The following is a 24,151-nucleotide window of genomic DNA, read 5'->3' on the forward strand; positions in this document are numbered from 1 at the left end:
TGGCAATGCAACATTCGGCTATTTACTGGCTACGGCGTAATCTGTTCAGCAACGTCGCTCAGACTGCGCTCACCCTGGCGCTTCTGGCCCTGATTTTCATGGTTGGCGGCAAGCTGCTGCGCTGGGGCGTGACGGATGCGGTATTTACCGGCGGCGTGGAGCAGTGCCGCGCGGCGGCGGGCGCGTGTTGGGCGGTGATCGGCGAAAAATACCGGCCGATTCTGTTCGGGCTGTATCCTTATGAACAGCAGTGGCGTCCGGCGCTGTGCATGCTGATTTGGTTCGTCAGCGTGGGATTGTCGCTGTCGCCCGCGTGCTGGCACTCGCGGTTTCTGTGGCCGCTGTGGGGCGTCGCGCTGGCGGCAATGTCCTGCCTGATGAGCGGCGGCGCGTTTGGCCTGCCGCCCGTTCAGTCTGCCGACTGGGGCGGGCTACCGCTGACGCTGCTGCTGTTTTCCGGCACGGTGGTTATCGGCATGCCCGTCTCGGTAGCGCTGGCTCTGGGACGACGTTCGCCGCTGCCGTTTTTGCGCGGGCTGTCGGTGATCTTTATTGAAGGATTGCGCGGCGTGCCGCTGATCACCATTCTGTTTGTCGCGGTGAACGTGTTTCCGCTGTTTTTGCCTACCAATATGGAGATCAACAAGCTGCTGCGGATTATCGTCGGCATCGCGCTGTTTTTCGCCTGCTATCAGGCGGAAGTCATCCGCGGCGGCCTGCAATCCGTACCGCGTGGGCAGTATGAAGCGGCGACCGTGCTGAACCTCGGCTACTGGCACACTACGACGAAAATTATTCTGCCGCAGGCGCTGCGCATCTGTCTGCCGGCGGTAACCAACCATATTATCGCCGCGATGAAAAATACCTCATTCGTGATTATTATCGGCCTGTTTGACGTCCTTACCGCCACCAGTGCGGTGATGCAGGACCCGTTGTGGCGGCGCTACTACATCGAAACCTACGTCTTTATCTCGGCCATTTATATTTTGTTCGGCTTTATGCTTTCCCGCTACGCCATCTGGGTAGAAAAACGCATTGATGCCAGCTACCACTCAGAAGGAGTCGCCTGATGTCCGTCGCATTACCAAACCCGATTATCGAAATGAACGCCGTCAGCAAATGGTACGGAAAATTTCAGGTGCTGGACAACGTATCCCTGAACGTGGCGAAAGGGGAGCGAGTGGTGATCTGCGGCCCCTCAGGTTCGGGAAAATCCACGTTAATCCGTTGCATTAACCGCCTGGAAGAGCATCAGCAGGGGCAGATCCTGGTGAACGGCATCGAAATGAATGACAACGTGCGCAATATCAACCGCATTCGTTTGAGCATCGGTATGCTGTTTCAGCAGTTCAATTTGTTCCCGCATCTTAGCGTGCTGGACAACCTCACCATCGGCCCACGGCTGGTGCGCAAGATGAACCAGAAGCAGGCGACGGAGCTGGCGATGTACTATCTGGAGAAAGTGCATATTGGCAATCAGGCGCATAAATTCCCGCTGCAGCTGTCTGGCGGCCAGCAGCAGCGCGTAGCGATTGCCCGCGCGCTGTGCATGCAGCCGGAAATTATGCTGTTTGATGAGCCCACCTCGGCGCTCGATCCTGAGATGATTAAAGAGGTGCTGGACGTGATGCTGGATTTGGCGGAGGGCGGAATGACCATGATTGTCGTTACCCATGAGATGGGATTTGCGCGCACGGTGGCGGACAACGTGATCCTGATGGCTGACGGGCAGATTGTTGAATCCGCGCCGCCGGAACGCTTCTTCAGCCAGCCGGAACATCCACGTACCCGGCAATTTCTGGAGCAAATATTGAGCCATTAACGTAACGGTGCGCGTTAACTCATGTTGGCAAGTCTGCCTGCCAACATGAGTGGGACTTTCGGTTTAACCGGTCGGTTGCATAGCGACTGAACCGGTGCAGGAGCGATTCAGGGGGCCTGCATGTGGCTACTTATGGTTGGAATTCGGGGCATGCTGCTGCATCAATTCAATGATCCAATCAATAAAAACTCGCAGTTTGGCGTTGACATGGCGGTTCGGCGGAAACGCCAGGTGCAGGGGCATTGGACTGATACGCCATTGTGTAAATAACGGAATTAAAGCGCCTACAGCCTGATGTGCTGCCGCCATATAGATTGGCAGCGCAATCACTCCTAACCCGGCTAACCCGGCTTCGAGGTAAGCATTGCCATCATCCACGGCAAGTACATAGCGGCCCGTGATTTCAATATGTTCACTCTCACTGCGCAGCACCAGAGGATCAATCTTACCGGTGCGCGAAGACAAAAAACCCACGATGCGATGGTCGGTGTTTTCCAGTTCTCGCGGGTGCGCAGGGGCGCCAAGGCGTTCCACATAGCTCGGCGCGACGTACACGCCGATTGGCAAATCGCCGACATGGCGTGCAATCAGGGACTGGTCGTTGATTTCGCCACCGCGCAGGACGCAATCCACGTTGTCGCCGATCAGATCCACCACCCGGTCGCTCACGCCCATGTCGAACTGGATATCAGGGTAGCGTGCGTGGAAAGCCGGTAGCGCCGGCACCAGGAGGAGGCGGGCCAGCGGACTGGGCACATCCACCCGTAGCCGTCCCCTGGGCGTAATCGCCGCACTGGACAGGCTGTTTTCAGCATCTTCCATGTCCGCCAGCAGGCGGATGACGCGTTCGTAGTAGACCGCTCCATCGGGAGTGACGCCGAGCCTGCGGGTGGTGCGATGGAGCAACCTGACGCGCAGGCGCGCTTCCAGCTGCTGAATGAGCTGCGTCACCGTGGTTTTGCTCATATGCAGCGTTTGGGCGGCCTTTGTGAAGCTACCGGCCTCCACCACGCGAGCAAAGGCGCGCATCGCATCGAAACGATCCATTCCTTATCCTCTCTTTTCAGCGATTGTTTGGATTTTACAAACAATGATGGACAAAGTCGCTTGTTTATCCAGCCGATCCAGCGCGTGTAAAGTGTCTTTATGTTCACCGGGCAGATTTCGCCCCCTTGCAAAGGTACAAACATGACAGCACGCGAAGCAGTTTTTCCCTTCGGTCGGCAGGCGCTCTATGAGCGCAATCGCTATTCACCGGCCATCAAATCCAACGGTTTCCTGTTCGTTTCGGGGCAGGTGGGTAGCCGCGAGGATGGTTCGCCTGAACCGGATCTAAAAGCACAGGTCAGGCTGGCATTCGATAATCTGAATGCTGTTCTCGCGGCTGCGGGCTGCACATTCGGTGACGTGGTTGACGTCACCCTCTTCGTCGTCGATCCCGAGTCGAACCTCGACGCTATCTGGAGCGTCCTGCCAGAATATTGGGGGGAAGCGCCTTACCCCACGTTGACCGGGATCGGCGTGACGTGGCTTTACGGATTCCAGTTTGAGATTAAAGTGATTGCCAGGCTGCCGTAAGCGTTACGGATCTTCGGACAGTCGAAAATTCAGCAGGGCAGCCTGCGCGGACTGTGGCCATTACGGCCTGGCAGCATCGACGAAAACCCACCGCGGGGAATGCGGCAGTGAGTTAATGCAATGCCGCCGAATAGCGGTTGTGGCTGCCTACCGGTCAGAGGTCGAGGAGATTTCTGATGTGCCAGGAGCCGGATCGGTCTGGATTGACTGATGAGACAGAGGAAAATTTATGAAAGCAGCGGTTTATGACGTGCAAGGCGCGCCCGGCGTCCTGAAATATGTCGATATCCCCGATCCGGTCGCGGGACCTGACGACGTCCTGATTTCTGTCGAGGCTATCTCGATTGAAGGGGGGGATCTGATCAACCGCCGTTCAACGCCGCCGCCTCATCCTTCATGGATCGTCGGCTACGCGGCCGCGGGCACGGTTGTTGCTGTCGGAGCGAACGTCCGTAGCCGTACGGTTGGGGACCGGGTCGCTGCTTTTAACATGCAGGGGTCGCATGCGGAGCTTTGGGCCGTGCCCGCGGAGCGAACGTGGCTGATACCCGATGGGGTGGACGCGGCAGAAGCGGCGGTGCTCCCGATCTCTTTCGGCACCGCGCATCACTGCCTTTTCACGCGGGGCATGCTCCGGCACGGAGAAACCGTCCTTATTCAGGCGGCAGCCGGCGGCGTGGGTCTCGCGGCCGTTCAGCTTGCCTCACAGGCAGGCGCGACGGTCATCGCCGTGGCAAGCGGAACGCAGCGCAGGAGCCGGCTGCTTGAACTTGGCGCCGACCACGTCGTGGATCGCGCCGCGAATAACGTGGTGGACAGTGTCCGACAGTTCACCCACGGCGCCGGTGTTGACCTCGTCATCGATCCTGTGGGGACGACGTTGCCTGCTTCACTTTCTGCACTCGCTCCGGAAGGACGTCTCGTCTTCGTCGGTAATGCGGGGGGTGGCAGCCTGACTGTCGACCTGTGGCCGCCAATGCAGTCCAACCAGACGCTCATGGGGGTATTCATGGGACCTCTTTTTGAAAGGCCCGGAGTTCGCTCAAGTGTGGACGACATGCTGCAGGCCGTAGCTGCAGGGCGCATCAGGGTTGTCATCGACCGCATATTCCCCCTGACCAACGCTGCCGAGGCTCACGAATTCGCCGAGACCGCAAAACCGCTGGGCCGCATCGTTATGAAGCCATGATGCGCGTTTGAGCTGCGTGAGTGCGCGGGGCGAATTAGGTGGTTCTGGCCGATCCTGAAATTCGGATCATGCTGGAGCTGCCGTCACGTCGTCCAGGTTTGCGGATACCTTCACGCAGCTGCCTTACTTCAGGCAGGGAGACTGTAAGTATCCCGCTAAAACGAACCATTCACTTTTAGAGATCTTTTGTCATAGTCATCTGTTTTATTGGTGACATAAGGATTTTATTATTAGCATCCGGCATCGGTATTAAATCGGGTAAGGCTATAATAATGATATCTTAGTAAATAACGGTAACGACTTTGTCTTTATCGAGTTGATAATAACCGGTGCGCTGGAATCCAGCTGGAAGCGCGGGAGTCAGGGCGTGTGTCAGCTGTATACTGAAGGTTTGCTTGTGCGTGTTTATATCGGTAATTATGGCGCTTTCAAAACCGAAAATTTGTCTCACCTGGGGATATAGCGCCTTGTAGAGACTTTCTTTTGCCGAAAACGCGATGTGTAATGCAATATTATAATCTATTTCACTTTTCGCCAGGCGTTTTCGCTCACTTTCTTGAGCGATCGTCCCGGCTATTTCGTCCAGCGCTTCGGGGTTAAAATTCTCAATATCAATACCGAGAATGCATCGTTTATTTTGCGGGGCTATAACCGCTATCGCACAGTGATCTGTATGAGAAATAGAACCAAGCCATCCCCCAGGCCATATTGGTGCCCCGTCTGTTGATTGGGTTACCTGTGCGTAAATCTGTTTTTCGTGTAATAGCGTTTGAGCTGCAAGACGCCCGCACAGATATTCGGAACGACGCTTTGCTACCGCGGCGAAGAGCTGTTCTGGAAACTGAATTGAATGCTCTGTGAATAGTGCATCGCGATAGTTGTTTGTTTGAAACGCTATCTCACAAACACCTATTGAGGGTTCGTGAATAAGATGGCCGGTTCTATGTGAACGAATGAATTTGCCATCAGGTAACTTTTTTGTAAACACAAACATGATTAAAATGACACCATGATTGAAGCTGGAGATATATTCTATTGATGCTATACGGCCCCGTCTGTTTTAGCAATTTTATTGTGGCTTAAAATGTCAGGCGTCGGGCGCGGAAAATCAGCATGTTTGCAAAGCAGGGCATTTATCGGGGAACGGGTGAGCGCTTATCCATGTCATTGAACAGGATATCCGGCGCTTGCATCGCTGCGATCGGCCGCCGCCACATTGGCGGATAAAATAAAAAATCGTATCAGCCCTGACCGGGGCGGTTTTGATTTTCAGCACCGGGAATTGATGGAGCAGGCAGGAGCGCGCTTTTCTCTGCCGACAATATAGGCTGGGGCACAGGGTCCACGGCACGAATCCCGATAATCCGACCACTGCATTATCGTCTAACGGCCTTCCATTATTATAATAATTGCCGCCTTTCTGAGTTAAGGGCACAGATTCGATGCTGTTATTTGGCCCTTCGCATAGTCAAATGTCTTAAGGCATAACTTATAACGCATGACGGCGGACAGTGATTAAAACCAACATATCTCCTCATTGGCAAGGAAATAGCCAAAACCTGTTTTCGGCTATTGACAGGAGATATCACCACCATGAGTTCGCCAGAAGCGCTGTTAAAAAGTCTGTTAACCCGGCTGTTAGATGTGCCCTCAGAGCAGTTGCATGACCAAAGTGACTTGATCTGCCACGGCCTGGATTCGATGCGCACCATGCGTGCGGCCAGTGAACTGCGCCGCGCAGGTATCTCCGTCAGGTTTACTGAGCTGATTGGAAAAAGAACGCTGGCGGAATGGATTGCCATTGTGCGGGCGGCCAGTAGCATCACCGTGCCTCCAGCCATGCACGTCAACGCAGGCGAAGCCCCTTTTGAACTGGCGGCGATGCAACATGCCTTCTGGATCGGTCGCCAGGAGCAGCAGCAACTTGGCGGCGTCTCTGCCCATTTTTATGCTGAGCTTGATGGGGCGGAGCTGGAACCTGAGCGTCTTAATCAGGCATTTAAGCAGCTTATCGCCCGCCATCCGATGCTACGGATGCGCATCAATAGCGAAGGGTTACAGCACACCGTCGCGGTTTCAGATTGTCAGTTACAGGTGAATGACTTAATCGATCTCTGCGCAACGGAAGTGACGCTACAGCTGGAAAAATATCGTCAACGCTACACCCACCAGAGGCTGGATATCGAACAGGGCCAGACGATGATGCTGGCACTGACGCGGCTGCCCGGACAGCGCAGCCGGCTGCATCTGGATCTGGATATGATCGCGGGTGACGCCGCCAGTCTGCGCATTCTGCTGCGCGAACTGGCCTCACTCTATGCCCGCCCCGACGCGTCCCTTCCCGAGCTAAATTTCAGCTACCAGAGCTATCTCCGGCAAAAACGTGAAAATCAGCAATCGCAGTGGCAGGAAGATCGCCGCTGGTGGCAGCAGCAATTAGCCGATTTGGCCGGTCCGCCTGCCTTACCGCTGCGCACGGCGAGCGCTGTTCCCCGTACTGAACGCAAACACTTCTGTCTTAATGAAGCTCAAAGTCAGACGCTGTCACAGCTGAGTCAACAGGCCGGGCTGACCGTTCCGGTCGTGTTGGCAACGTTGTTTTCCGAGACAATTGGTTTGTGGAGCGGGGCCGCTCCCTTCGTGCTTAACCTGCCCGTATTTTCCCGCCACTCCGACCACCCTCAGGTCGATCTCCTGGTCGGTGATTTCTCCAGCTCGGTGCTGGTGACGATTGAACCTGCCAGCCAGCCTGACTTTATCGCCCAGGCGAGGGGATTCCAGGGGCAACTGCATCAGGCAATGGCGCATTCGGTCTACGGCGGTGTTGAGGTGCTGCGCGATCTGGCCCGGCAGCAAAGTGGGGAACAGGTGCTGGCTCCGGTGGTTTTCACCAGCGCGCTGGCGCTGGGTGAATTGTATGAACCCGAGGTCAAACAGACGCTGGGCGACCCGGTTTGGTCAATCTCGCAGGGGCCGCAGGTGTGGCTGGATGCCCAGGCCACAGAGTATCAGGGGGGGATCCTGCTGAACTGGGATTTCCGCGCCGACCTGTTCTTACCCCAGGTTATTGATGCGATGTTTGACTGGTTCCGTCAGCGTACGCTTCAGCTGCTGCAAGATCCCGTCAACTGGCGGAAACCGCTTGCCACGCCGGTTCCGCTGGCGTCATTCCCTCAGCCCGAAGCGCCTGTAGCATCGGGTATCCCGCTCCATCAGCGCTTTTTCCACCAGGCTCAACAACGGCCCCAGGCGATTGCGCTGATGTGGGGGGATAAGCAGCAACTGACCTATGGCGAGCTGGCGCATCAGGCGTTATGCGTTGCCGGATATCTGCAGCAGCAGGGCGTGAAGGCAGGCGACTACGTTGCTGTCAGCATGGGGAAGGGCATCGGGCAGGTCATCGCCGCGCTGGGTATTTTGGCCGCCGGCGCAGCCTATGTCCCCTGCGGGATAGATGTGCCGTTACAACGCCGCCAGCAGGTGTATCAGACGGCTGACGTGCGGTGGGTCCTGAGCGACGATCGGCCCGGTTGCCAGCCGTCATGGCCAGAAGGGGTGGCCGTGGTGCCGCTCAGCGCGGCGTTAGCCAGCCCGCCATTGCAATTTTGCCTGCCGGTTTCGCCTCAGCAGGCCATGTACGCGATCTTCACATCCGGATCGACGGGGACGCCAAAAGGCGTGGCCGTTTCACATGGCGCGGTAGCCAATACCATTGATGCCGTCGACGGCTTGTTCCGGTTCACGCCGGCGGATCGCACCATCTCGCTTTCTGAGCTGGATTTTGACCTGTCGGCTTACGATATCTTCGCCAGCCTGAGCCGTGGAGCAGGTCTGGTGGTGGTCGATGAATTCCAGCGCCGGGATGCCCACGCGTGGGTGGCGTTGTTACAGCGCTGGCAGGTCACGATCATCAGCTGCGTTCCGGCGCTATTGGATATGATCCTCACCGCCGCGGCCGACAAACCCCTGCCATCGCTGCGTCTGGTGATGATGGGGGGCGATCGCATCCCGGCGGAGATGGCCTCGCGCTGGTGGTCGCTGACCGGGCAGGCAGCATTTGTCGGGCTGGGCGGGATGACGGAAGCGGCTATCCACTCAACGGTTTTTGTCCTGCAGCCGGATGATACGCGATGGTCAGCGGTGCCTTTCGGGCAGCCGCTGGCAAATATGCATTGCCGTATCGTCGATGATCGCGGTCGCGATTGCCCGGCCTGGGTCGGCGGCGAGCTGTGGGTTAGCGGACCCGGCCTGGCTCTGGGTTATCTGAAAGATCCTGTCCGTACCGCGGAAAAGTTTGTTGAGGATGCTGGCCGCCGCTGGTATCGCAGCGGTGACCGGGTACGCTACTGGCCTGAAGGCATCATTGAGTACATTGGGCGTACCGACCAGCAGATTAAAATACGCGGCCACCGTATTGAATTGGGTGAGATTGAAACCGCGTTACTCAGCCATCCCCAGGTGCTTCAGGCAAGCGTTGGCATCGTATCGCCGGCTGCCAGACAGCTGTGCGCTAGCCTGGTGACGTTGCAACCCCTGAGTCATGCAACGCTGCGCAGCTGGCTACAGGCCCAGCTGCCAGCCTATGCCGTGCCGGAACACTATCAGTTCCTCGCAGAAATGCCGCTGACGGCGAACGGTAAACTGGATCGTCGCGCGTTGAAGCAGCAGGCAGAGCGGCAGCTGGCGAGCGCTGAACGACAATTTCAGCCTCCCGAAGGGGAGATTGAGCAACGGGTCGCCGCCCTATGGCAGCAGCAGCTGCAGGTCGCGCAGGTGGGACGCGAGGACAATTTCTTCGTGCTGGGGGGCGACAGCCTGATCGCCACGCGCCTAATCGCCAGGATGCATGAACAGAGCCTTACCGCCCCCCTGGCCGAACTCTTCGCCACGCCAACGCTGGCGGCATTTTGCGCCCACGTGCGACGCCAGCATCAGGTACCTGACCAGCCGCTTAGCGCCGATGAAGCCAATCGTTATCAACCGTTCCCGCTCAGCGATATCCAGCGTGCTTTCTGGATAGGTCGCTCCGGGGAAATGACGCTGGGGGCGGTAGGGTCGCACTTCTACATTGAGTTCGACGGCCAGGGGCTGGATGTCGTGCGGCTGGAACAGGCCTGGCGTCAGCTGATGCTGCGTCATGACATGTTGCGCGTTCGCGTAACGGAGGAGGGGCAGCAGCAGGTCGCGGAGCAGCTTCCCGCGTGGGAAATTGAGCAGCACTGGTTGAACGAAGATGCACAGGCTGAACTGGCAACCCTGCGCGAAACATTGTCACATCAGGTTTACGATCCGTGTCAGTGGCCGTTGTTCGCCATCCATGTCGCCCATTATGCGCAGCGCCAGCGTTTATTCGTCAGCCTGGACAGTATGATGCTGGATGGCCGCAGCATCATGGTGCTGTTTACTGAATGGGATCGGCTGTATCGCGATCCCCGCTCCAGCCTGCCGGAACTGTCCATCCGCTACCGCGACTATGTCTTGCAAAATCGGCCCGCTGCGGAGCGCGAGCGGCAGGCGCAGGCGTGGTGGCAGCAGCATCTCTCAACGTTGCCGGAACGTCCCGCGCTGCCGCTGGCGGTCGCGCCTGAAACCCTGCAACAGCCGCGTTTTCGTCGCTGGAGTCACGAGTTATCTCCCGGCCGCTGGCAGCAGTTAAAGGCGGTGGCGAAAAGTTACGGCATTACGCCGAGCGTGGTGCTGGCTGCGGCCTATGGCGAAGTGCTGGCTCGCTGGAGCGACCAGACCGCGCTGGCCATCAACCTGACGATGTTTGATCGTCAGCCGCGCCATCCGCAGATTAACCATGTGGTCGGTGATTTCGCCTCAATTCTGCTGCTGGGTTATCAAAGCAGCGCCGGAGGCGATTTCCTTGCCGCGGCCCGTCGCCTGCAGCAGCAGGAAGGGGCGGCCCTGGCGCAACGCGGAGTGTCCGGGATCTGGGTATTGCGCGAACTGGCCCGCCAGAAAGGTCAGACTATGGCCTCAATGCCGGTGGTGTTCACCAGCGTTATCGGGCTGGATAAAGACGCGTCGCTCGATCTTTCGGATGCCTTCCCCCAACAAATCTACGCCATCACGCAAACGCCGCAGGTGTGGCTGGACGCAAAAATCAGCGAGTCGCGCGGGCGTCTGCTGCTGGAGTGGGATGCGCTGGAGGCGTTATTCCCGGCGGGCATGATCGAGGCGATGTTCAGCAGCTACTGTCAGCTGGTGGCGCAGCTAACCCAATCCGACTGGCGCCAGCCGGTGACGCTGCCATTACCGGAGAGCCAGCAGCAGGTACGCCGGCTCACCAATCAGACCGCGTTCTCCTTCCCGGATTCACGGCCGCTGTACCTGCGCTTCTTTGCCGAGGCCCATCAACATCCGGACGCCACCGCGCTGCTCTGGGGCCGGGAAGGGCGGATGGATTACGGCACCCTGGCGCAACAGGCGCTGGCGGTTGCGGGCTATCTGCAGCAACGAGGGATACAACCCGGCGACAGAGTCGCCATTACCCATGCAAAAGGCCCCCGGCAAATTGTCGCGGTGCTGGGCGTGTTAGCTGCGGGGGGCTGCTATGTCCCTTCCGGCATCGGTTTACCGGAAGCGCGCCGCGCGGTGGTCTATCGCGATGCCGGGGTAAAGCGGGTGCTGTGCGATGAAAACAGTTTGCATCAGCTCAGCTGGCCGCAGGGCGTAGCGGTAACCAGCCTTAGTGAGGCATTACAGGCGACCCCACTGGCCGCGCCCCGTGTGCAGCCTGCAGAAGCCGCGAAGTACATTATCTTTACCTCCGGTTCAACCGGCACCCCCAAAGGGGTGGTGGTGAGTCATGGCGCGGTGGCGAACACCGTTGACGCCGTCGCGGCGCGGTTCGGCATCAGCGACAAGGATCGCTCCATCACCCTGTCGGCCCTCGATTTCGATCTCTCCGCCTACGACATTTTCACCTTCCTCGGGCGTGGCGCCTCGCTGGCGGTGGTGGATGAGGCGGAGCGCCGTGATGCCGCCGCCTGGGTGGGGTTAATTAACCACTGGCAGGTCAGCGTCATCAGCGCCGTACCCGCATTGATCGAGATGATTACCGTTGCTGCTCAAGCGCATGGACTCACTCAGGCGCTGCGTCTGGTGATGGTCGGGGGCGATCGCGTGGTGCGCCAGCTGCCGCAGGATTTATGGCAACTGTCGCCGCAGGCGCGTTTTGTCTCCCTCGGCGGGATGACCGAGGCGGCGATTCACTCGACGTGTTATGAGATCCAGCCTGACGATCCCTGGTGGGCATCGGCGCCGTACGGCGTCCCGCTGGCGAATATGCAGTGCCGGGTGGTGGACCAGCAGGGAGGTGATTGCCCGGACTGGGTCAAGGGCGAGCTGTGGGTCAGCGGGGCCGGCGTGGCGACGGGCTACCACGGTGATGAAAAGCGCAGCGCAGAGAAGTTCGTCGCGTGGCAGCAACGTCGCTGGTATCGCACCGGCGACGTCGCCAGCTATCGTCCCAACGGCGTGCTGGAGTTCTTTGGCCGGGCCGATAATCAGGTCAAGATCCGCGGCCACCGCATTGAGTTGGGCGAGGTGGAAGGCGCGCTCAGTCGTCTGCCGCAGGTGGAGAGCGCCGTGGCGGTGGTGTTAACCGGCACAACGCGGCAGCTGGCGGCGGCGCTGGTGGCCTCCCGGCCGATCGACCTGGCCGCGGTAAAACACGCCGCGCAGGCCAGCCTGCCGGATTATGAGGTGCCTGAGCACCTGATTCAAATCAGCCAGATCCCGCTCACCGCCAATGGCAAAGTCGATCGTGAAGCTATCACCCGACAGATTGCGGAGCGGCTGGAACAGGCAGCGCATGCCGGTGAGCAACAGCCCATCAGCGGCGAGGCGGAGACCCTGCTGGCGCAGCTGTGGCGTGAGCTGCTGGCGGTGCCGCACGTTGCCGCGAGCGATAACTTCTTCAGCCTTGGCGGCGACAGCCTGGTGGCAACCCGCCTGATGAGCCGACTACAACAGGCGGGTTTCCGTGGGGCGCTCTCGTCCCTGTTTAGCACCCCTGAGCTACGCCCGTTTGCTGCCAGCCTGAAACGTGAAGCAACGGCGCAGCAGCCGGTGCTAACGCATGACGCGACCTGCCGCTACCAACCCTTCCCGCTGACCGATGTGCAGCAGGCGTACTGGCTGGGCCGCCAGGAAGCGTTCACGCTCGGTGATATCGCGGCGCAGTGCTACAACGAATATGAACTGCCGGGTATGGACATCGCGCGCATGGAGCAGGCATGGCATCAGCTGGTGCTGCGTCATGACATGCTACGTTGTCGCATCACCGCTGACGGCCAGCAGCAGATTATGCAGGAGGTGCCTTTCTACCACTTCCGCCAGCATCACCTGGGCGCCGTTTCTTTGGATGAACTGCGTCAACAGATGGCGCGACAGAAACTGGCCCCCGACAGCGGGCGTCTCTACGACGTCCAGGTCATCCATTACGGCGATCGCCAGCTGCGGCTGGCCGTGCTGCTCGACAACCTGATTGTCGATGGCCTCAGCATGCTGACGCTGTTCACCGAACTGTTCCACTACTACCAGCATCCTGAGCAGCCTTTGCCGCCGCTCGGCGTGGAGTTCCGCGATTACCAATGCCTGCGCCAGCGGCAGGGGACGTCCTCTGAATCCCTCCAGTACTGGCAGCAGCGGCTGGCTTCGTTGCCTGCCGCGCCTGCATTACCGACGCAGGTTGAACCGGAGACGCTGACTCAGCCTGTATTCCGCCGCCTGCAGGCCCGGCTGGCAACGCCGCAGTGGCAAAAGATCCTGCAACGGGCGCGCCAGGCGCAAATTACCCCCTCCGTGCTGCTGTTGACCTGCTTCTCCGAGGTGTTGAGCCGCTGGAGCGGGCAGCGCTCGCTGGTGGTTAATATGACGCTGTTTGACCGCAAGCCGCTCCATCCTGATATCAACCGGGTCATCGGCGACTTTACCTCGCTGATACTGGCGGAATACCACGCCCGGGCGGATGAGAGCTGGCTTAGTCATGCCCAGCGGATGCAGGCGCAAATCTGGCGCGATTTGGATCATCAGGAGGTCTCCGCTGTCAGCGTGATGCGGCAGCTGGCGCAGCATCATGGCGGTGAAACGCGAGGGGTGCCGGTGGTGTTCACCAGCATGCTCGGCGTGGCCGATGCGCTGGCGAAAGCCGCGCCCTGGCCCGATTTTACGCTGTCTCAGACGCCGCAGGTGTGGCTGGATCATCAGGTGATTGACCTCGAAGATGGCCTGCTGCTGAGCTGGGATTATCTGGAGGATCTGTTCCCGCCGCAGATGGTGGAGCAGATGTTTGCCAGCTATTGCGCGGCCCTGCAGCGGCTGGCCGACGACGACTGGCAGCTGCCGCCGCCGCGCCAGCTGCCGCTCGCTCAGCGGAGCGTTCGCGAGCGGATCAATGCCACCGAAGCACCGCAGCAGGGCCCGGCGCTGCTGCATCAGGGCTTCTTTGAGCAGGCGCGTCGTCACCCGCAGCGGATAGCGCTGTGGGACGGGCAGAGCGGCGGCATCAGCTACGGCGAGCTGCGGGAAAGAGCGCTTGCGGTGGCGGCGGGTCTTCAGCAGCAGGGAGTTAACGAAGGCGACTGCGTGGCGATAGGTCTGCCGCGCGGCGTCGATCAGATAGCGGCGGTGCTGGGCGTACTGGCGGCGGGCGCCGCGTATCTGCCCGTCAATGGCAAACATCCGCCCGCCAGGCAGGCATTGTTATGCCGTAAAGCACAGGCGAAGCGGGCGATTGGCTGCGTGGACGGCGCCATATCTCTTCCTCTGCAGCAGCTACTCAACTGCGCGCCGCTGCCTGAGCCGGTGCTGCCCGATGTGGCCAGCCTGGCTTACATCATCTTTACCTCCGGATCGACCGGTGAACCCAAAGGCGTGGAAGTTGAACACCGCAGCGCCAGTAACACCGTCGACGACATTTGCCAGCGTTATGCCATCCGCAGTCAGGATGTGTTTTTGGCAGTGGCCGCGCTCGATTTTGACCTGTCGGTTTTCGATATCTTCGGCGCATTGAGCCTGGGCGCGCAGCTGGTGCTCAGCGCGGAAGAAGAGCATCGCGATGCCGAGGGGTGGCTGGCGCTAATGCAGCAGCACCGGGTCAGCGTCTGGAACAGCGTCCCCACGCTGATGGAGATGACGATCGAAATCGCGCAGCTGCGCGGCGGTGAATTACCGGCGCTGCGTCTGGCATTGCTGTCAGGCGATTGGGTCAGTCCGGACATTGCCGCCCGGCTGGAACCTGTTGCGCCGCAGTGCCGGACCATTGCGCTGGGCGGGGCGACGGAAGCCGCCATCTGGTCCAACGCCTGGGCGGTTCCGGTCCGGCCGCCGCGCGACTGGACATCGGTCCCTTACGGTTTACCGCTGCGCAATCAGCAGTTCAGGGTGGTGGATGAACTGGGCTGCGATCTGCCGGACTGGGTGGCAGGTGAGCTGTGGATTGGCGGGATGGGGGTGGCGCGCGGGTACTGTGGCGATCGGAATCTGACCCAGGCCAGTTTTAGCGGCGACTACCCGCAGCGCTGGTATCGCACGGGCGACATGGGACGTTACCGCCCCGACGGCGTCCTCGAATTCCTCGGGCGACGCGATGGTCAGGTGAAGTTACGCGGCCACCGTATTGAACTGGGCGAAATTGAACAGCAGCTGCAGCGTTGTCCGGGGGTACGCCGCGCGGTGGTGTTACTCAAGGGGAACGGCGTCAGCGCCAGCCTGCACGCCTTCTATGAGGGCGGGACAGCGATCGACGAGGTGCAGCGCGGGCTGCGTAGCGTGTTGCCTGGCTGGGCGATCCCTGCGGCCATCACTTCTCTCAGCAGCTGGCCGCTCACCGCTAACGGCAAAATCGACCGTAAGGCGCTGGCGCAGCTCACCGCTCAGGCTGCGGAAACCGCGCTGTCCCTGGACGACCCTCACCAGCAGGCGCTGGCGGACATCTGGCAGCAGGTGCTGGGCGCGCAGCCGGGCCATGCCAGCGAAAGCTTCTTCAGCGCTGGCGGTAATTCGCTACTGGGCACCCGCCTGGTCGCGCAAATCTGCAAACACTTCGGTATCCGTCTGACACTACGAGACTTTTTTGCTGACGCTACCCTCTCGGGCCTTTGCGCATCCGTCGAAAGGCATTTGACTGACAAAAACAGTATGGAAGAAGGTTTATTGTGAAAATTTCTGACGTTATCGTACGACTGGAAACTCAGGGCATTGAACTGTGGCAGGAGGAGAACAATCTGCGCTTTCGCGCGCCTGCGGGAGTGATGACCGAAGCCATTATGCAGGAATTGCGCGACTATAAACCGGCCATCCTCGACTGGCTCAGGCAGCAGGAGAGCGGGGCAGTGCTGCAAGCCGATCCCGATGCGCGTTTTACGCCTTTCCCCTTAACGGAGGCGCAGCAGGCCTATTTTGTCGGGCGCCATAGCGCGTTCGCGTTCGGCGGCGTCGCCTGTCGGGGATATCTGGAGATTTGTTTTGATCGGCCCGTCACGCCTGCGCAGCTCAGCCGGGCGCTTAATCAGCTGATTGCTCGCCACGACATGTTGCGGGTGGTGATTGAGGAAGAGGGATTCCAGCGCGTTCTGCCGCAGGTGCCGCTATTCCAGCCGCAACAACACGAATGGCCAGACCTGCCAACCACAGAAATCGGGGCGCGTATCGCTGAGTTGCGCGAAGCGATGCTGGCTGCCCCGGCGGATTACCAGCGCTGGCCGCTTTTTGCTGCGACCACTATCTTCGCGGCAGGACAAACCCGCCTGCTGTTGTCGATTGAGCTGATCCTGGTGGATTCCGCCAGCCTTTATCTGCTGGTGGATGAACTGGATCAACTGCTGTTTGCGCCAGGGACGCTGCTGCCCGCGCCCTCGTTGGGTTTCCGTGACTACGTGATTGCCCGGCGCGCAGCGCGCCAGGGCGCGCGCTACCGTAAGGCGCAGCAATACTGGCGGGAGCGCATCCCTGAGCTCCCCAATGCTCCGGCCTTGCCAGCTAGCGCCGCCGCTGAGAAAGCCACATTTGTCCGTCGCCATCTGCGCTTGTCCCATCAACAGCGTCAGCGGCTGAACCAGCTGGCCGCGAAGGCACAGGTAACGCTGAACGCGCTGCTGCTGGGGGCGTTCTCACAGGTGATGGGGTTCTACAGCGACAGTCGCCACTTCACGCTTAACCTGCCCATTTTCCGCCGTGAGGGGCAGCATCGTGACCTTGAACGGGTGGTCGGGGATTTCACCTCTGTCACGCTGCTGGAGGTCGATCTGCGTGGGGATGAGGTGTTTGCCAGGCAGCTGCTGACCCTCAATCAGCGCCTGTTTGCCGATCTCGACCATAGCGCGTTCTCAGGCCTTGAAGCGTTGAGTGAACTGTCACGCCATCACGGTGAGGCGGTGCTGATGCCCGTGGTGTTTACCAGCACGCTCGGCCAGGGGGAACGGCAGGAGGCCCCGGCGCGCTATCGTATCGCGCAGGGTTTAACCCAAACCCCGCAGGTGTTGATTGACTGCCAGGTCACCGCCCAGCCCGATGGCATGATGCTGGCGTGGGACTCGCGCGAGGGGCTATTCCCCGAGCAGTTTATTGAACACGCGTTTAATGCCTTCAGCGGTTTAATCCAGCGGCTGCTGGAGGACGGCGAGTCTTGCCTTAACCAGCGTCAGCTGCTGACGCTGCCTGCGGCACAAGCCGCCGTTCGCCAACGGACTAACGCGGATAGCCAGCCAGATTTCGCCCGGCTGCTACAGCAGGGGTTCCTGGATAAGGCGGAACGGCAGCCGGATGCCATTGCGCTGTGGGACGATGAAGGGAGCCTGACTTACGGCGAACTGGCCGCCCGGGCTTACGGACTGGCGGCGGATTTGCAGCGGGCGGGGCACTGTCCAGGCGAAGCCGTCGCGGTGATGTGCGGGAAAGGGCGCGCCCATGCGCTCGCCCCTCTTGCCATCCTGCTGAATGGCGGGTGCTATGTACCGGTTGATGCGCAACAGCCTGCCCGCCGCCGGGAGGCGATTTTGCGTAACGCCGGGGTGCGCCGGGCAATCTGTGACGATCCGGAACAATTACCTGAGGACGTAGATCCGATCGCCTGGCGTACGGAGACGTCCGCTGGTGATTTCCAGCCGCTCAGAATCGGTCTCCATCAGCCTGCCTATATTATCTATACCTCCGGGTCGACCGGTGAACCGAAAGGCGTGGTCATCAACCATCATGCCGCCTGGAATACGATTGCCGATATCAACCGTCGCTTTGCGGTGAGCGCCCGGGATCGGGTCCTGGCGGTCGCTAACCTGAGTTTCGATCTGTCAGTGTACGATCTGTTTGGCGTGCTGGCGGCGGGAGGCGCTCTGGTCTATCCGCAGGAAGCGAGAAAAGCGGATCCTTCACACTGGGCTGAATGCATCACTCAATATGGCGTCACGCTATGGAACAGCGTGCCGGCCCAGCTGCAGATGCTGGCCGATACGCAACAGCCCCTGCCGACGCTACGCCTGGCGCTGGTATCGGGAGACTGGGTTCCACTCAATCTGCTGGAACAACTGCGGGCCATCTCAGCCGATGGTCAACTGATAGCGCTGGGAGGCGCGACTGAAGCGGCAATCTGGTCGGTATTCCATCCGGTCACGCACGTCGCGCCGTCCTGGCAGAGCATTCCGTATGGTAAGCCGTTGGCCAATCAGCAACTGCATATTGTTGATGAGAGCCTGCACGACCGCCCTGACTGGGTCAGCGGCGAGATCGCCATCAGCGGTGACGGGCTGGCGGATTGTTACTGGATGGACAGAGAGAAGACCGCCGCGCGTTTTGTGACCCGCGATGACGGGCGGCGCCTGTACCTGACCGGAGATCGGGGGCGGTACTGGCCGGATGGCAACATCGAGTTTCTGGGGCGGGTCGATAACCAGGTCAAAATCCGCGGACACCGCGTTGAGCTGGGTGAAATCGCCGCGGCGATGCGCCAACACCCGGCTGTCGCCGATGCTGCCGTATGCCTGACGGAAGGTCATGGCACCGCCAGTAATCTGCTGGGATTCGCGGAACTGGCGGCGGGCGAGCAGCCCGGCAGTCGGCCGGCGATGGAAAGCGCCCGGCAGCGTGCGCGACATATTGAACAGCAGATTGATGGTGAAGCTTTCGAGGCGTTAATGGCGGGAGCGGATCGCGTGGCGATTCTCGCGATGTCCGATCGCCTGCGTCAGGATGGCCTGTTCGCCACGATCGCTTCCCGTCACTCGCTGGAAGAGATCTATCATGCGACCGGGGTGGCGGAGGTTCATCAGCGACTGCTGCGCCGCTGGCTGGCCGGATTGGTCAGCGCCGGTGCGCTCACCCAGGACGCGCAGGGACGCTACGCAGACCTGATCCCCTGCGATGCGGCCACGTTGCAGCAGTGCTGGCACGAGGTGGAACAGCTTGAGCAGCGTGCCGGTTATGGCAGCCAGACGTTGCACTATATCCGCGTTTGCAGCGATTGCCTGAGCGGGCTGCTGCGTGGCGAAACCGATGTCCGCGGTATTCTGTTCCCGGAAGGCGAGCTGTCGACCGCCCACGCGGCCTACCGGGATAACCTGGTCAGTCAGAGCATGAACGCGATCGTGATTGCGGCGATCTCGGCGCTGGCGGCTTCCAGCGCCCGCCCGTTACGGGTGCTGGAAGTGGGGGCCGGCGTGGCGGGGACCGCCAGCGATTTGGTGCCTGCTCTGGCGCCCTGGCAGCCTGAATACTGGTTTACCGATCTGTCAGAGTTCTTCCTCGTTGAAGCGCGTAAGCTTTTCGCCCCTTATCCGTGGATGCACTACGGCATTTTTGACATGAACGAAGATGCCGGGCGGCAGGGGATGGCGGCGAATAGCTTTGATGTGATCCTGTGCGCCAACGTGCTGCATAACGCCCGCAACGCCGGTGACGTGCTGGCGCAATTCTCCTCATTGCTGGCGCCCGGCGGTACGCTGGTGTTTATCGAACCTTTCCGTCGTCATAACTACCCGCTGCTGGTTTCGATGGAGTTCTTCCCGGAGCTGACGGGCTTTACGGACCTGCGCGCCAACACCGATCAAACGTTCTTCACCCGCGAGCAGTGGCTTGACCTGCTGGCGCAGGCGGGGGCGACGATATCCGATTGCGCCCCGCCGGCGGAAAGCGCGCTGTCCAGCTCCGGGCAGGGGGTATTTATCGCCCGGTTCAAAACGGACCGCGCCAGCCTCCGCCGCGATGAGCTGCGGGATTTTCTGCGCGATCGGCTGCCGGGCTATATGGTGCCTGCGCATCTACATCTGCTGGATCGTCTGCCGCGTACGGCTAACGGTAAAACCGATCGTCAGCGGCTGCTGAGCGCCGCGCCGCAGCAGCTGACCAGGGCGGAGCAGGCAGGCAGCGGTAACGCCCCGCGCGATGCGCTGGAACAGCAGATTGCCGCCGTCTGGGCGGAAGTATTGGGAGTGGCGGACGTGCAGCGCGATGCTGACTTCTATGCGCTGGGCGGCGATTCCCTGCTGTTATCACGCATGATCGGACGTCTGCGCGCCCGGGTCGCGGCGGCGGCTCATTTCGAATGGGAAACCCTGCTGCGCCATCTGCTGCGGGAATCCACGGTGATGGCGCTGGCGGATTTGCTACGCAGCAGCGCGACGCAGAGTGAGCAGCAACAGCAGGCTCGCGCCGTGCTGGTTCCACTGTGGGGCCCGCAGGATTATCACCGCCACTGCTGCGTGCTGCTTCACGCCGGTACGGGCAATCTCCAGCCGTATCAGCATCTGCTGGCGAGCCTGGACAAGTCGCTATTTGCCCGCGGCGTAGGTCTCGAACTGCCCAGCCAGCAGGCGTTTATGGCGCTGGCGCCGCATGAGGCGTTGGTTACGCTGGCCGGCCACTATGCCGATGCGTTGTCAGCGCAGGGGGAAAGCTTCACTTTGCTGGGATATTGCCTCGGTGGCTTGCTGGCCGCGGAAATCGCCCGTCAGCTCAGCGAGCGCGGCAAAAACGTGCGCGAGCTGGTGGTCATCAGCGCGTATCAGCCGCCGCAGGTGGATGACGCGCGGCTGGTGGATTACGTGTTTGCCCGCGCGATCGGGGCCGACCTGGAGAAACTGGGGCTGCCGCAGGAGCCGGCGCTGGCCGCCGCCGTGAGCGCTATCCTGCAACGGACCCCGCAGCGTATCGCCGAAGACGCATTTGATTGCCTCGACGACCATTCGCAGGTCGCGCAGGCGCTGACGCGCTGGTTCCAGCAGCCGCAGGCCGTTCGCCTGCAAGCATTGCAGACGGCCGGCATGGCCCAGGGAGCCTACCATCAGGAAGATGAAGCCAGCGCGTTGTTTGCGAGTCGTTACGCCCTGTTCGGACACAGCATGGCGTCAGTGGGGCAATATCGCCCCGATCCCTGGTTTGGTAAAACCATCCTGGTGCGTAACAGCGAAAGCGATCCTCTCTTGCCCGGTACGCCCGGCGACGTCCACGACTACTGGCGCCGGCTGTGCCTGGGTGAACTCATTGTTGAAGATACGCCCGGCGACCATTTTAGCTGCCTGGCTCGTCAGCATGCGCCCGCCCTGGCTGCGCTGATCGCGCGCCACACCGCGCCGGGAGAAGCCTGATGAACGACAACATCATCGCGGTACTCGGCGCCACCGGCGGCGCAGGGCGCTATGTCAGCCGCTGGCTGGCTCAGGCCGGATTTGCATTGCGGCTCGGCGGTCGCCGTCGCGATCCCTTACGGCAGCTGGCGACACGGCTGGATGCGGAAGCTCAGCTGGTGGATCTATGGCAGGAGGCGGCGCTTCGCGAGTTTTGCCGGGGTTGCGTCGCGGTGGTGAACTGCGCCGGTCCCTCCTATCAGGTGCTCGATCGGGTGGCGCGTGCTGCCGCCTCGGCGCATGCGCATTATGTGGATGTCTCAGGCGATGGCCCGGCGTGGCATCTGTTACAGCGGCAACCTGCCGGCGATAAGCGCTGGACTGCGGTGCTCTCCGCCGGGATGTTGCCCGGGCTGGCGAATCTGGTCCCGGGCTGGATGAGCCAGCGTGCTGGCGGCGATCTGACGGTCTACAGCGGCGGTATTGAGCGGGTGAGCGGCGCGGCTGCCGCCGATCTGGTGCTGTCGTTAAATGAACAATGCAATGCGTTGCAGGGCAGCGATTACTGGTACGGAGAGGCCGGTGCCGGCTGGCGGCTCGGCCGTCGCGCACGCCACGTTCTGTCAACGCAGCAGACGGATACGCTGGCGCATTTCACCGGCCACGTTACGTTACTGCCCTGGCTGAGCGCCGACGCCGAGCGGCTGGCGCTGCGCCATCATCTCTCCGCTCTGAGCTGGTACAACGTTTTCAGCGGTCAATGCCTGCGGGAAACCCTGACCGGGCTGCGCGGCAAGGTGGATGGCACATCGCAGAGTCTCGCGCTTGCCCGTGCAGCGGTGGAGAAGGCCAGTGAAATTGATCTGGCGGGCTACGCCCCTTATTACCAGATGGTGTTTGACTGGCAGCAGGAGGGGGAGCGGCGTCGGCGCGTCGTGGTGCGCACGGACAGCAGCCTGGCGCTCACCGCCGCCACCGCCGTCAGTACCGTTCTGAGCCTGATGCGCGGCGAGATTGCGCCGGGCGTGCATTTTGCCGATGGTGTACTGCACCCGGCGACCGTGCTGGCTGATATCACGCGGCTGCATGCGGGCACCCACATCAGCCAGTATCTGCCGGATATGCAGCCAGAGCAGGGGGTGATATGACTCCAGCTTCGACACCCCGCCGCCGCGCGATTGTCTGTGGTACCAGCTTTGGCCGCTTTTATCTGCGCGCGCTGGCCAACAATCCGACGATTGAACTGGTCGGGATTCTTTCCAGCGGCTCTGCCGCGTCCGCGGGCTACGCGCGTGAGCTGAATATCGCTCACTACACCTCGGCGGCAAGTCTGCCGGCCGATATAGACCTTGCCTGCGTGGTGGTGAGGGCGGCCGTCTCCGGCGGCAAGGGCGCGGAAATCGCCGGCCAGCTGTTAACGCGGGGCATTCATGTATTGCAGGAGCATCCGCTTCATCCTGACGAGCTGGCCGATTGCCTGCGCACGGCGCACCAGCATCGCGTCCGTTTTGGCATCAATGCCTTCTACCCCTTTGTTGCCCCCATCCGTCGCTTTCTTGAGGCGGCCGAGATTCTGCGTCAGCGCCAGCCGGTGCAATACATTGAAGGCGTGTGCGGCGCGCAGGTTCTCTACCCGCTGCTGGATGTGATTGCGCGCGCGCTGGGAAAACTGCGCCCGGCGCAGCTGGAGCTGATGCAGCCCCGCCAGGTGGGACCTTATACCTGCCTGCACGGCAGTATCGGCGGCGTACCGCTGACGCTGCGTGTTCAGAACCAAATCCATCCGGCAGACGCCGACAACCACGCGCTGTTGCTGCACCGCCTGACCATCACCGCCGAAAGCGGCGTACTGGCACTCGCGGATACCCACGGCCCGGCGATCTGGAGCCCCAGATTACATACCCACCGTGATGAAACCCATCGCCTGGTGCTGGAGGGCGAGGGGACAGAACGTTTATCGGCAGCCAGCAGCACCCTTTTGCCTGGCAGCGAAGCCGTCAGCTTCAGCGAGATTTTCGAACAGCTGTGGCCGCAGGCCATTAATGGCGCGGTGGCGGATTTTCAGCGCTCCATCGACGCCCCTGCGCTGGCGCAGCAGCAGGTGCAATGGGCGCTGGGCGTGACCGGATTCTGGCATCGGGTGTCATCGGTGCTGGGGCCGCCAGAACTGATTTATCCCGACACGCCGGCCATCCTGCCGCTTATTGATCGGTTAACTGAGGAGACCCCGCGATGAGTCAGCATTTTTTACGCTTTTACCAGCCCGCACCCGCTGCGCCGCTGTTGCTGGTTTGCTTACCCCATGCCGGCGGGGCGGCCAGTACGTTTCGCCCGTGGCCTTACTTGTTCGATGCGTCTGAGGCGGAGCTGGCAGTGGTGCAGTATCCGGGACGCGAGGACCGCTTCGCTGAGCCCTTCATCGACAATATGCCCGAGCTGCTGACCGCCTTGCAGGAGGAGCTGTTGCCGCATCTGGCGGGACGCCGTTTTGCCCTGCTCGGACACAGTATGGGCGGTGCCATCGCCCATGAGCTGGCGCAGTCGCTGGCCGCCCACGGCCGGCATCCAGAACTGCTGATCGTCTCAGGCCGCCAGCCGCCGGATTTTCATCCGCTGGATAGCGGCATTCATCTGGGTAGCGATCGGCAAATTATCGAGGAACTGCTGCGCCTCAGCGACGATAACCAGACGCTGCGCGAACAACCAGAGCTGGCGGAGCTGCTGCTGCCGGCGATCCGCAATGATTACCGACTGATTGAGAATTACCGCCCGCAGCCTGCGCGTTTGCTCACCTGCCCGATAGTGGTGTTGAGCGGCGAAGGCGACGGTGAACTGCCTCTGTCGCAAGCCGAGGCCTGGGCGGCATACACCTCAGCTGAAAGTATTGTGCATCGTTTTCCTGGCGATCACTTTTTCATTGCCAGCCAGCGTGCCGCCGTGGTGGCTTGCGTGCGGCAGGCATTACGGCAGTTCTCACCCTTGTTCAGTGAAGGATAA

11 protein-coding genes are annotated in these 24,151 nt (G+C 60.8%); 9 read left to right on the plus strand and 2 right to left on the minus strand.

All coding sequences use genetic code 11. The features are described 5' to 3' along the window. Positions 1-5: 5 nt before the first annotated feature. On the plus strand, positions 6-1,070 hold the full coding sequence (locus GO007_RS15160; RefSeq protein WP_095101233.1) for an amino acid ABC transporter permease: 1,065 nt from the start codon (positions 6-8) through the stop codon (positions 1,068-1,070). Then, positions 1,070-1,822: an amino acid ABC transporter ATP-binding protein gene (locus GO007_RS15165; RefSeq protein WP_095101235.1), complete on the plus strand. Its 753-nt coding sequence runs from the start codon at positions 1,070-1,072 to the stop codon at positions 1,820-1,822. The genes GO007_RS15160 and GO007_RS15165 overlap by 1 nt, the downstream gene beginning before the upstream one ends. Positions 1,823-1,948: 126 nt before the next feature. Here GO007_RS15165 and GO007_RS15170 read toward each other — a convergent pair whose 3' ends face one another. Continuing rightward, positions 1,949-2,869, minus strand: a complete 921-nt coding sequence (locus GO007_RS15170) for a LysR family transcriptional regulator (RefSeq protein WP_095101237.1) — start codon at positions 2,867-2,869, stop codon at positions 1,949-1,951. A gap of 141 nt (positions 2,870-3,010) precedes the next feature. Here GO007_RS15170 and GO007_RS15175 point away from each other — a divergent pair, with 141 nt between their 5' ends. Together GO007_RS15175 and GO007_RS15180 are read left to right on the plus strand one after the other, a co-directional pair. Further along, entirely contained in the window at positions 3,011-3,400 is a 390-nt protein-coding gene (locus GO007_RS15175; RefSeq protein ID WP_095101239.1) for a RidA family protein, read from the plus strand. Between the two features lie 229 nt (positions 3,401-3,629). Beyond that, positions 3,630-4,589 carry a quinone oxidoreductase family protein gene (locus tag GO007_RS15180; protein WP_095101241.1) on the plus strand — a complete coding sequence of 320 codons (960 nt, stop codon included), beginning with the start codon at positions 3,630-3,632 and terminating at the stop codon, positions 4,587-4,589. A gap of 280 nt (positions 4,590-4,869) precedes the next feature. On the opposite strand, the gene GO007_RS15185 is transcribed toward GO007_RS15180, so the two are convergent. Beyond that, positions 4,870-5,583 (minus strand): 4'-phosphopantetheinyl transferase family protein, encoded by a 714-nt coding sequence (locus GO007_RS15185; RefSeq protein WP_095101243.1) that lies wholly within the window; start codon positions 5,581-5,583, stop codon positions 4,870-4,872. 599 nt (positions 5,584-6,182) lie between these two features. Here GO007_RS15185 and GO007_RS15190 point away from each other — a divergent pair. From GO007_RS15190 to GO007_RS15210, 5 genes are read left to right on the plus strand one after another with little or no spacing between them, the layout of a single operon-like run. After that, the gene (locus GO007_RS15190) at positions 6,183-15,761 is read left to right on the plus strand and encodes a non-ribosomal peptide synthetase (protein WP_095101245.1); all 9,579 of its coding nucleotides are present in this window, start codon (positions 6,183-6,185) and stop codon (positions 15,759-15,761) included. After that, positions 15,758-21,175 carry a non-ribosomal peptide synthetase gene (locus tag GO007_RS15195; protein WP_095101247.1) on the plus strand — a complete coding sequence of 1,806 codons (5,418 nt, stop codon included), beginning with the start codon at positions 15,758-15,760 and terminating at the stop codon, positions 21,173-21,175. The genes GO007_RS15190 and GO007_RS15195 overlap by 4 nt, the downstream gene beginning before the upstream one ends. Beyond that, positions 21,175-22,302, plus strand: a complete 1,128-nt coding sequence (locus tag GO007_RS15200) for a saccharopine dehydrogenase NADP-binding domain-containing protein (protein WP_095101249.1) — start codon at positions 21,175-21,177, stop codon at positions 22,300-22,302. The genes GO007_RS15195 and GO007_RS15200 overlap by 1 nt, the downstream gene beginning before the upstream one ends. After that, entirely contained in the window at positions 22,299-23,390 is a 1,092-nt protein-coding gene (locus tag GO007_RS15205) for a Gfo/Idh/MocA family oxidoreductase (protein ID WP_095101251.1), read from the plus strand. Before GO007_RS15200 ends, GO007_RS15205 begins: the two co-directional genes overlap by 4 nt. After that, positions 23,387-24,151, plus strand: a complete 765-nt coding sequence (locus GO007_RS15210) for a thioesterase II family protein (protein ID WP_095101253.1) — start codon at positions 23,387-23,389, stop codon at positions 24,149-24,151. The genes GO007_RS15205 and GO007_RS15210 overlap by 4 nt, the downstream gene beginning before the upstream one ends.

It is taken from the genome of Klebsiella sp. 10-1 (assembly GCF_009758445.1).
GTDB lineage: Bacteria > Pseudomonadota > Gammaproteobacteria > Enterobacterales > Enterobacteriaceae > Klebsiella > Klebsiella scottii.

Bases quoted from the DNA above. Each gene is read 5' to 3' on its own strand.
- GO007_RS15180 (WP_095101241.1), top strand. From the start codon at position 3,630: ATGAAAGCAGCGGTTTATGACGTGCAAGGCGCGCCCGGCGTCCTGAAA.
- GO007_RS15165 (WP_095101235.1), top strand. From the start codon at position 1,070: ATGTCCGTCGCATTACCAAACCCGATTATCGAAATGAACGCCGTCAGC.
- GO007_RS15200 (WP_095101249.1), top strand. From the start codon at position 21,175: ATGAACGACAACATCATCGCGGTACTCGGCGCCACCGGCGGCGCAGGG.
- GO007_RS15210 (WP_095101253.1), top strand. From the start codon at position 23,387: ATGAGTCAGCATTTTTTACGCTTTTACCAGCCCGCACCCGCTGCGCCG.
- GO007_RS15160 (WP_095101233.1), top strand. From the start codon at position 6: ATGCAACATTCGGCTATTTACTGGCTACGGCGTAATCTGTTCAGCAAC.
- GO007_RS15190 (WP_095101245.1), top strand. From the start codon at position 6,183: ATGAGTTCGCCAGAAGCGCTGTTAAAAAGTCTGTTAACCCGGCTGTTA.
- GO007_RS15175 (WP_095101239.1), top strand. From the start codon at position 3,011: ATGACAGCACGCGAAGCAGTTTTTCCCTTCGGTCGGCAGGCGCTCTAT.
- GO007_RS15170 (WP_095101237.1), bottom strand. From the start codon at position 2,869: ATGGATCGTTTCGATGCGATGCGCGCCTTTGCTCGCGTGGTGGAGGCC.
- GO007_RS15185 (WP_095101243.1), bottom strand. From the start codon at position 5,583: ATGTTTGTGTTTACAAAAAAGTTACCTGATGGCAAATTCATTCGTTCA.
- GO007_RS15205 (WP_095101251.1), top strand. From the start codon at position 22,299: ATGACTCCAGCTTCGACACCCCGCCGCCGCGCGATTGTCTGTGGTACC.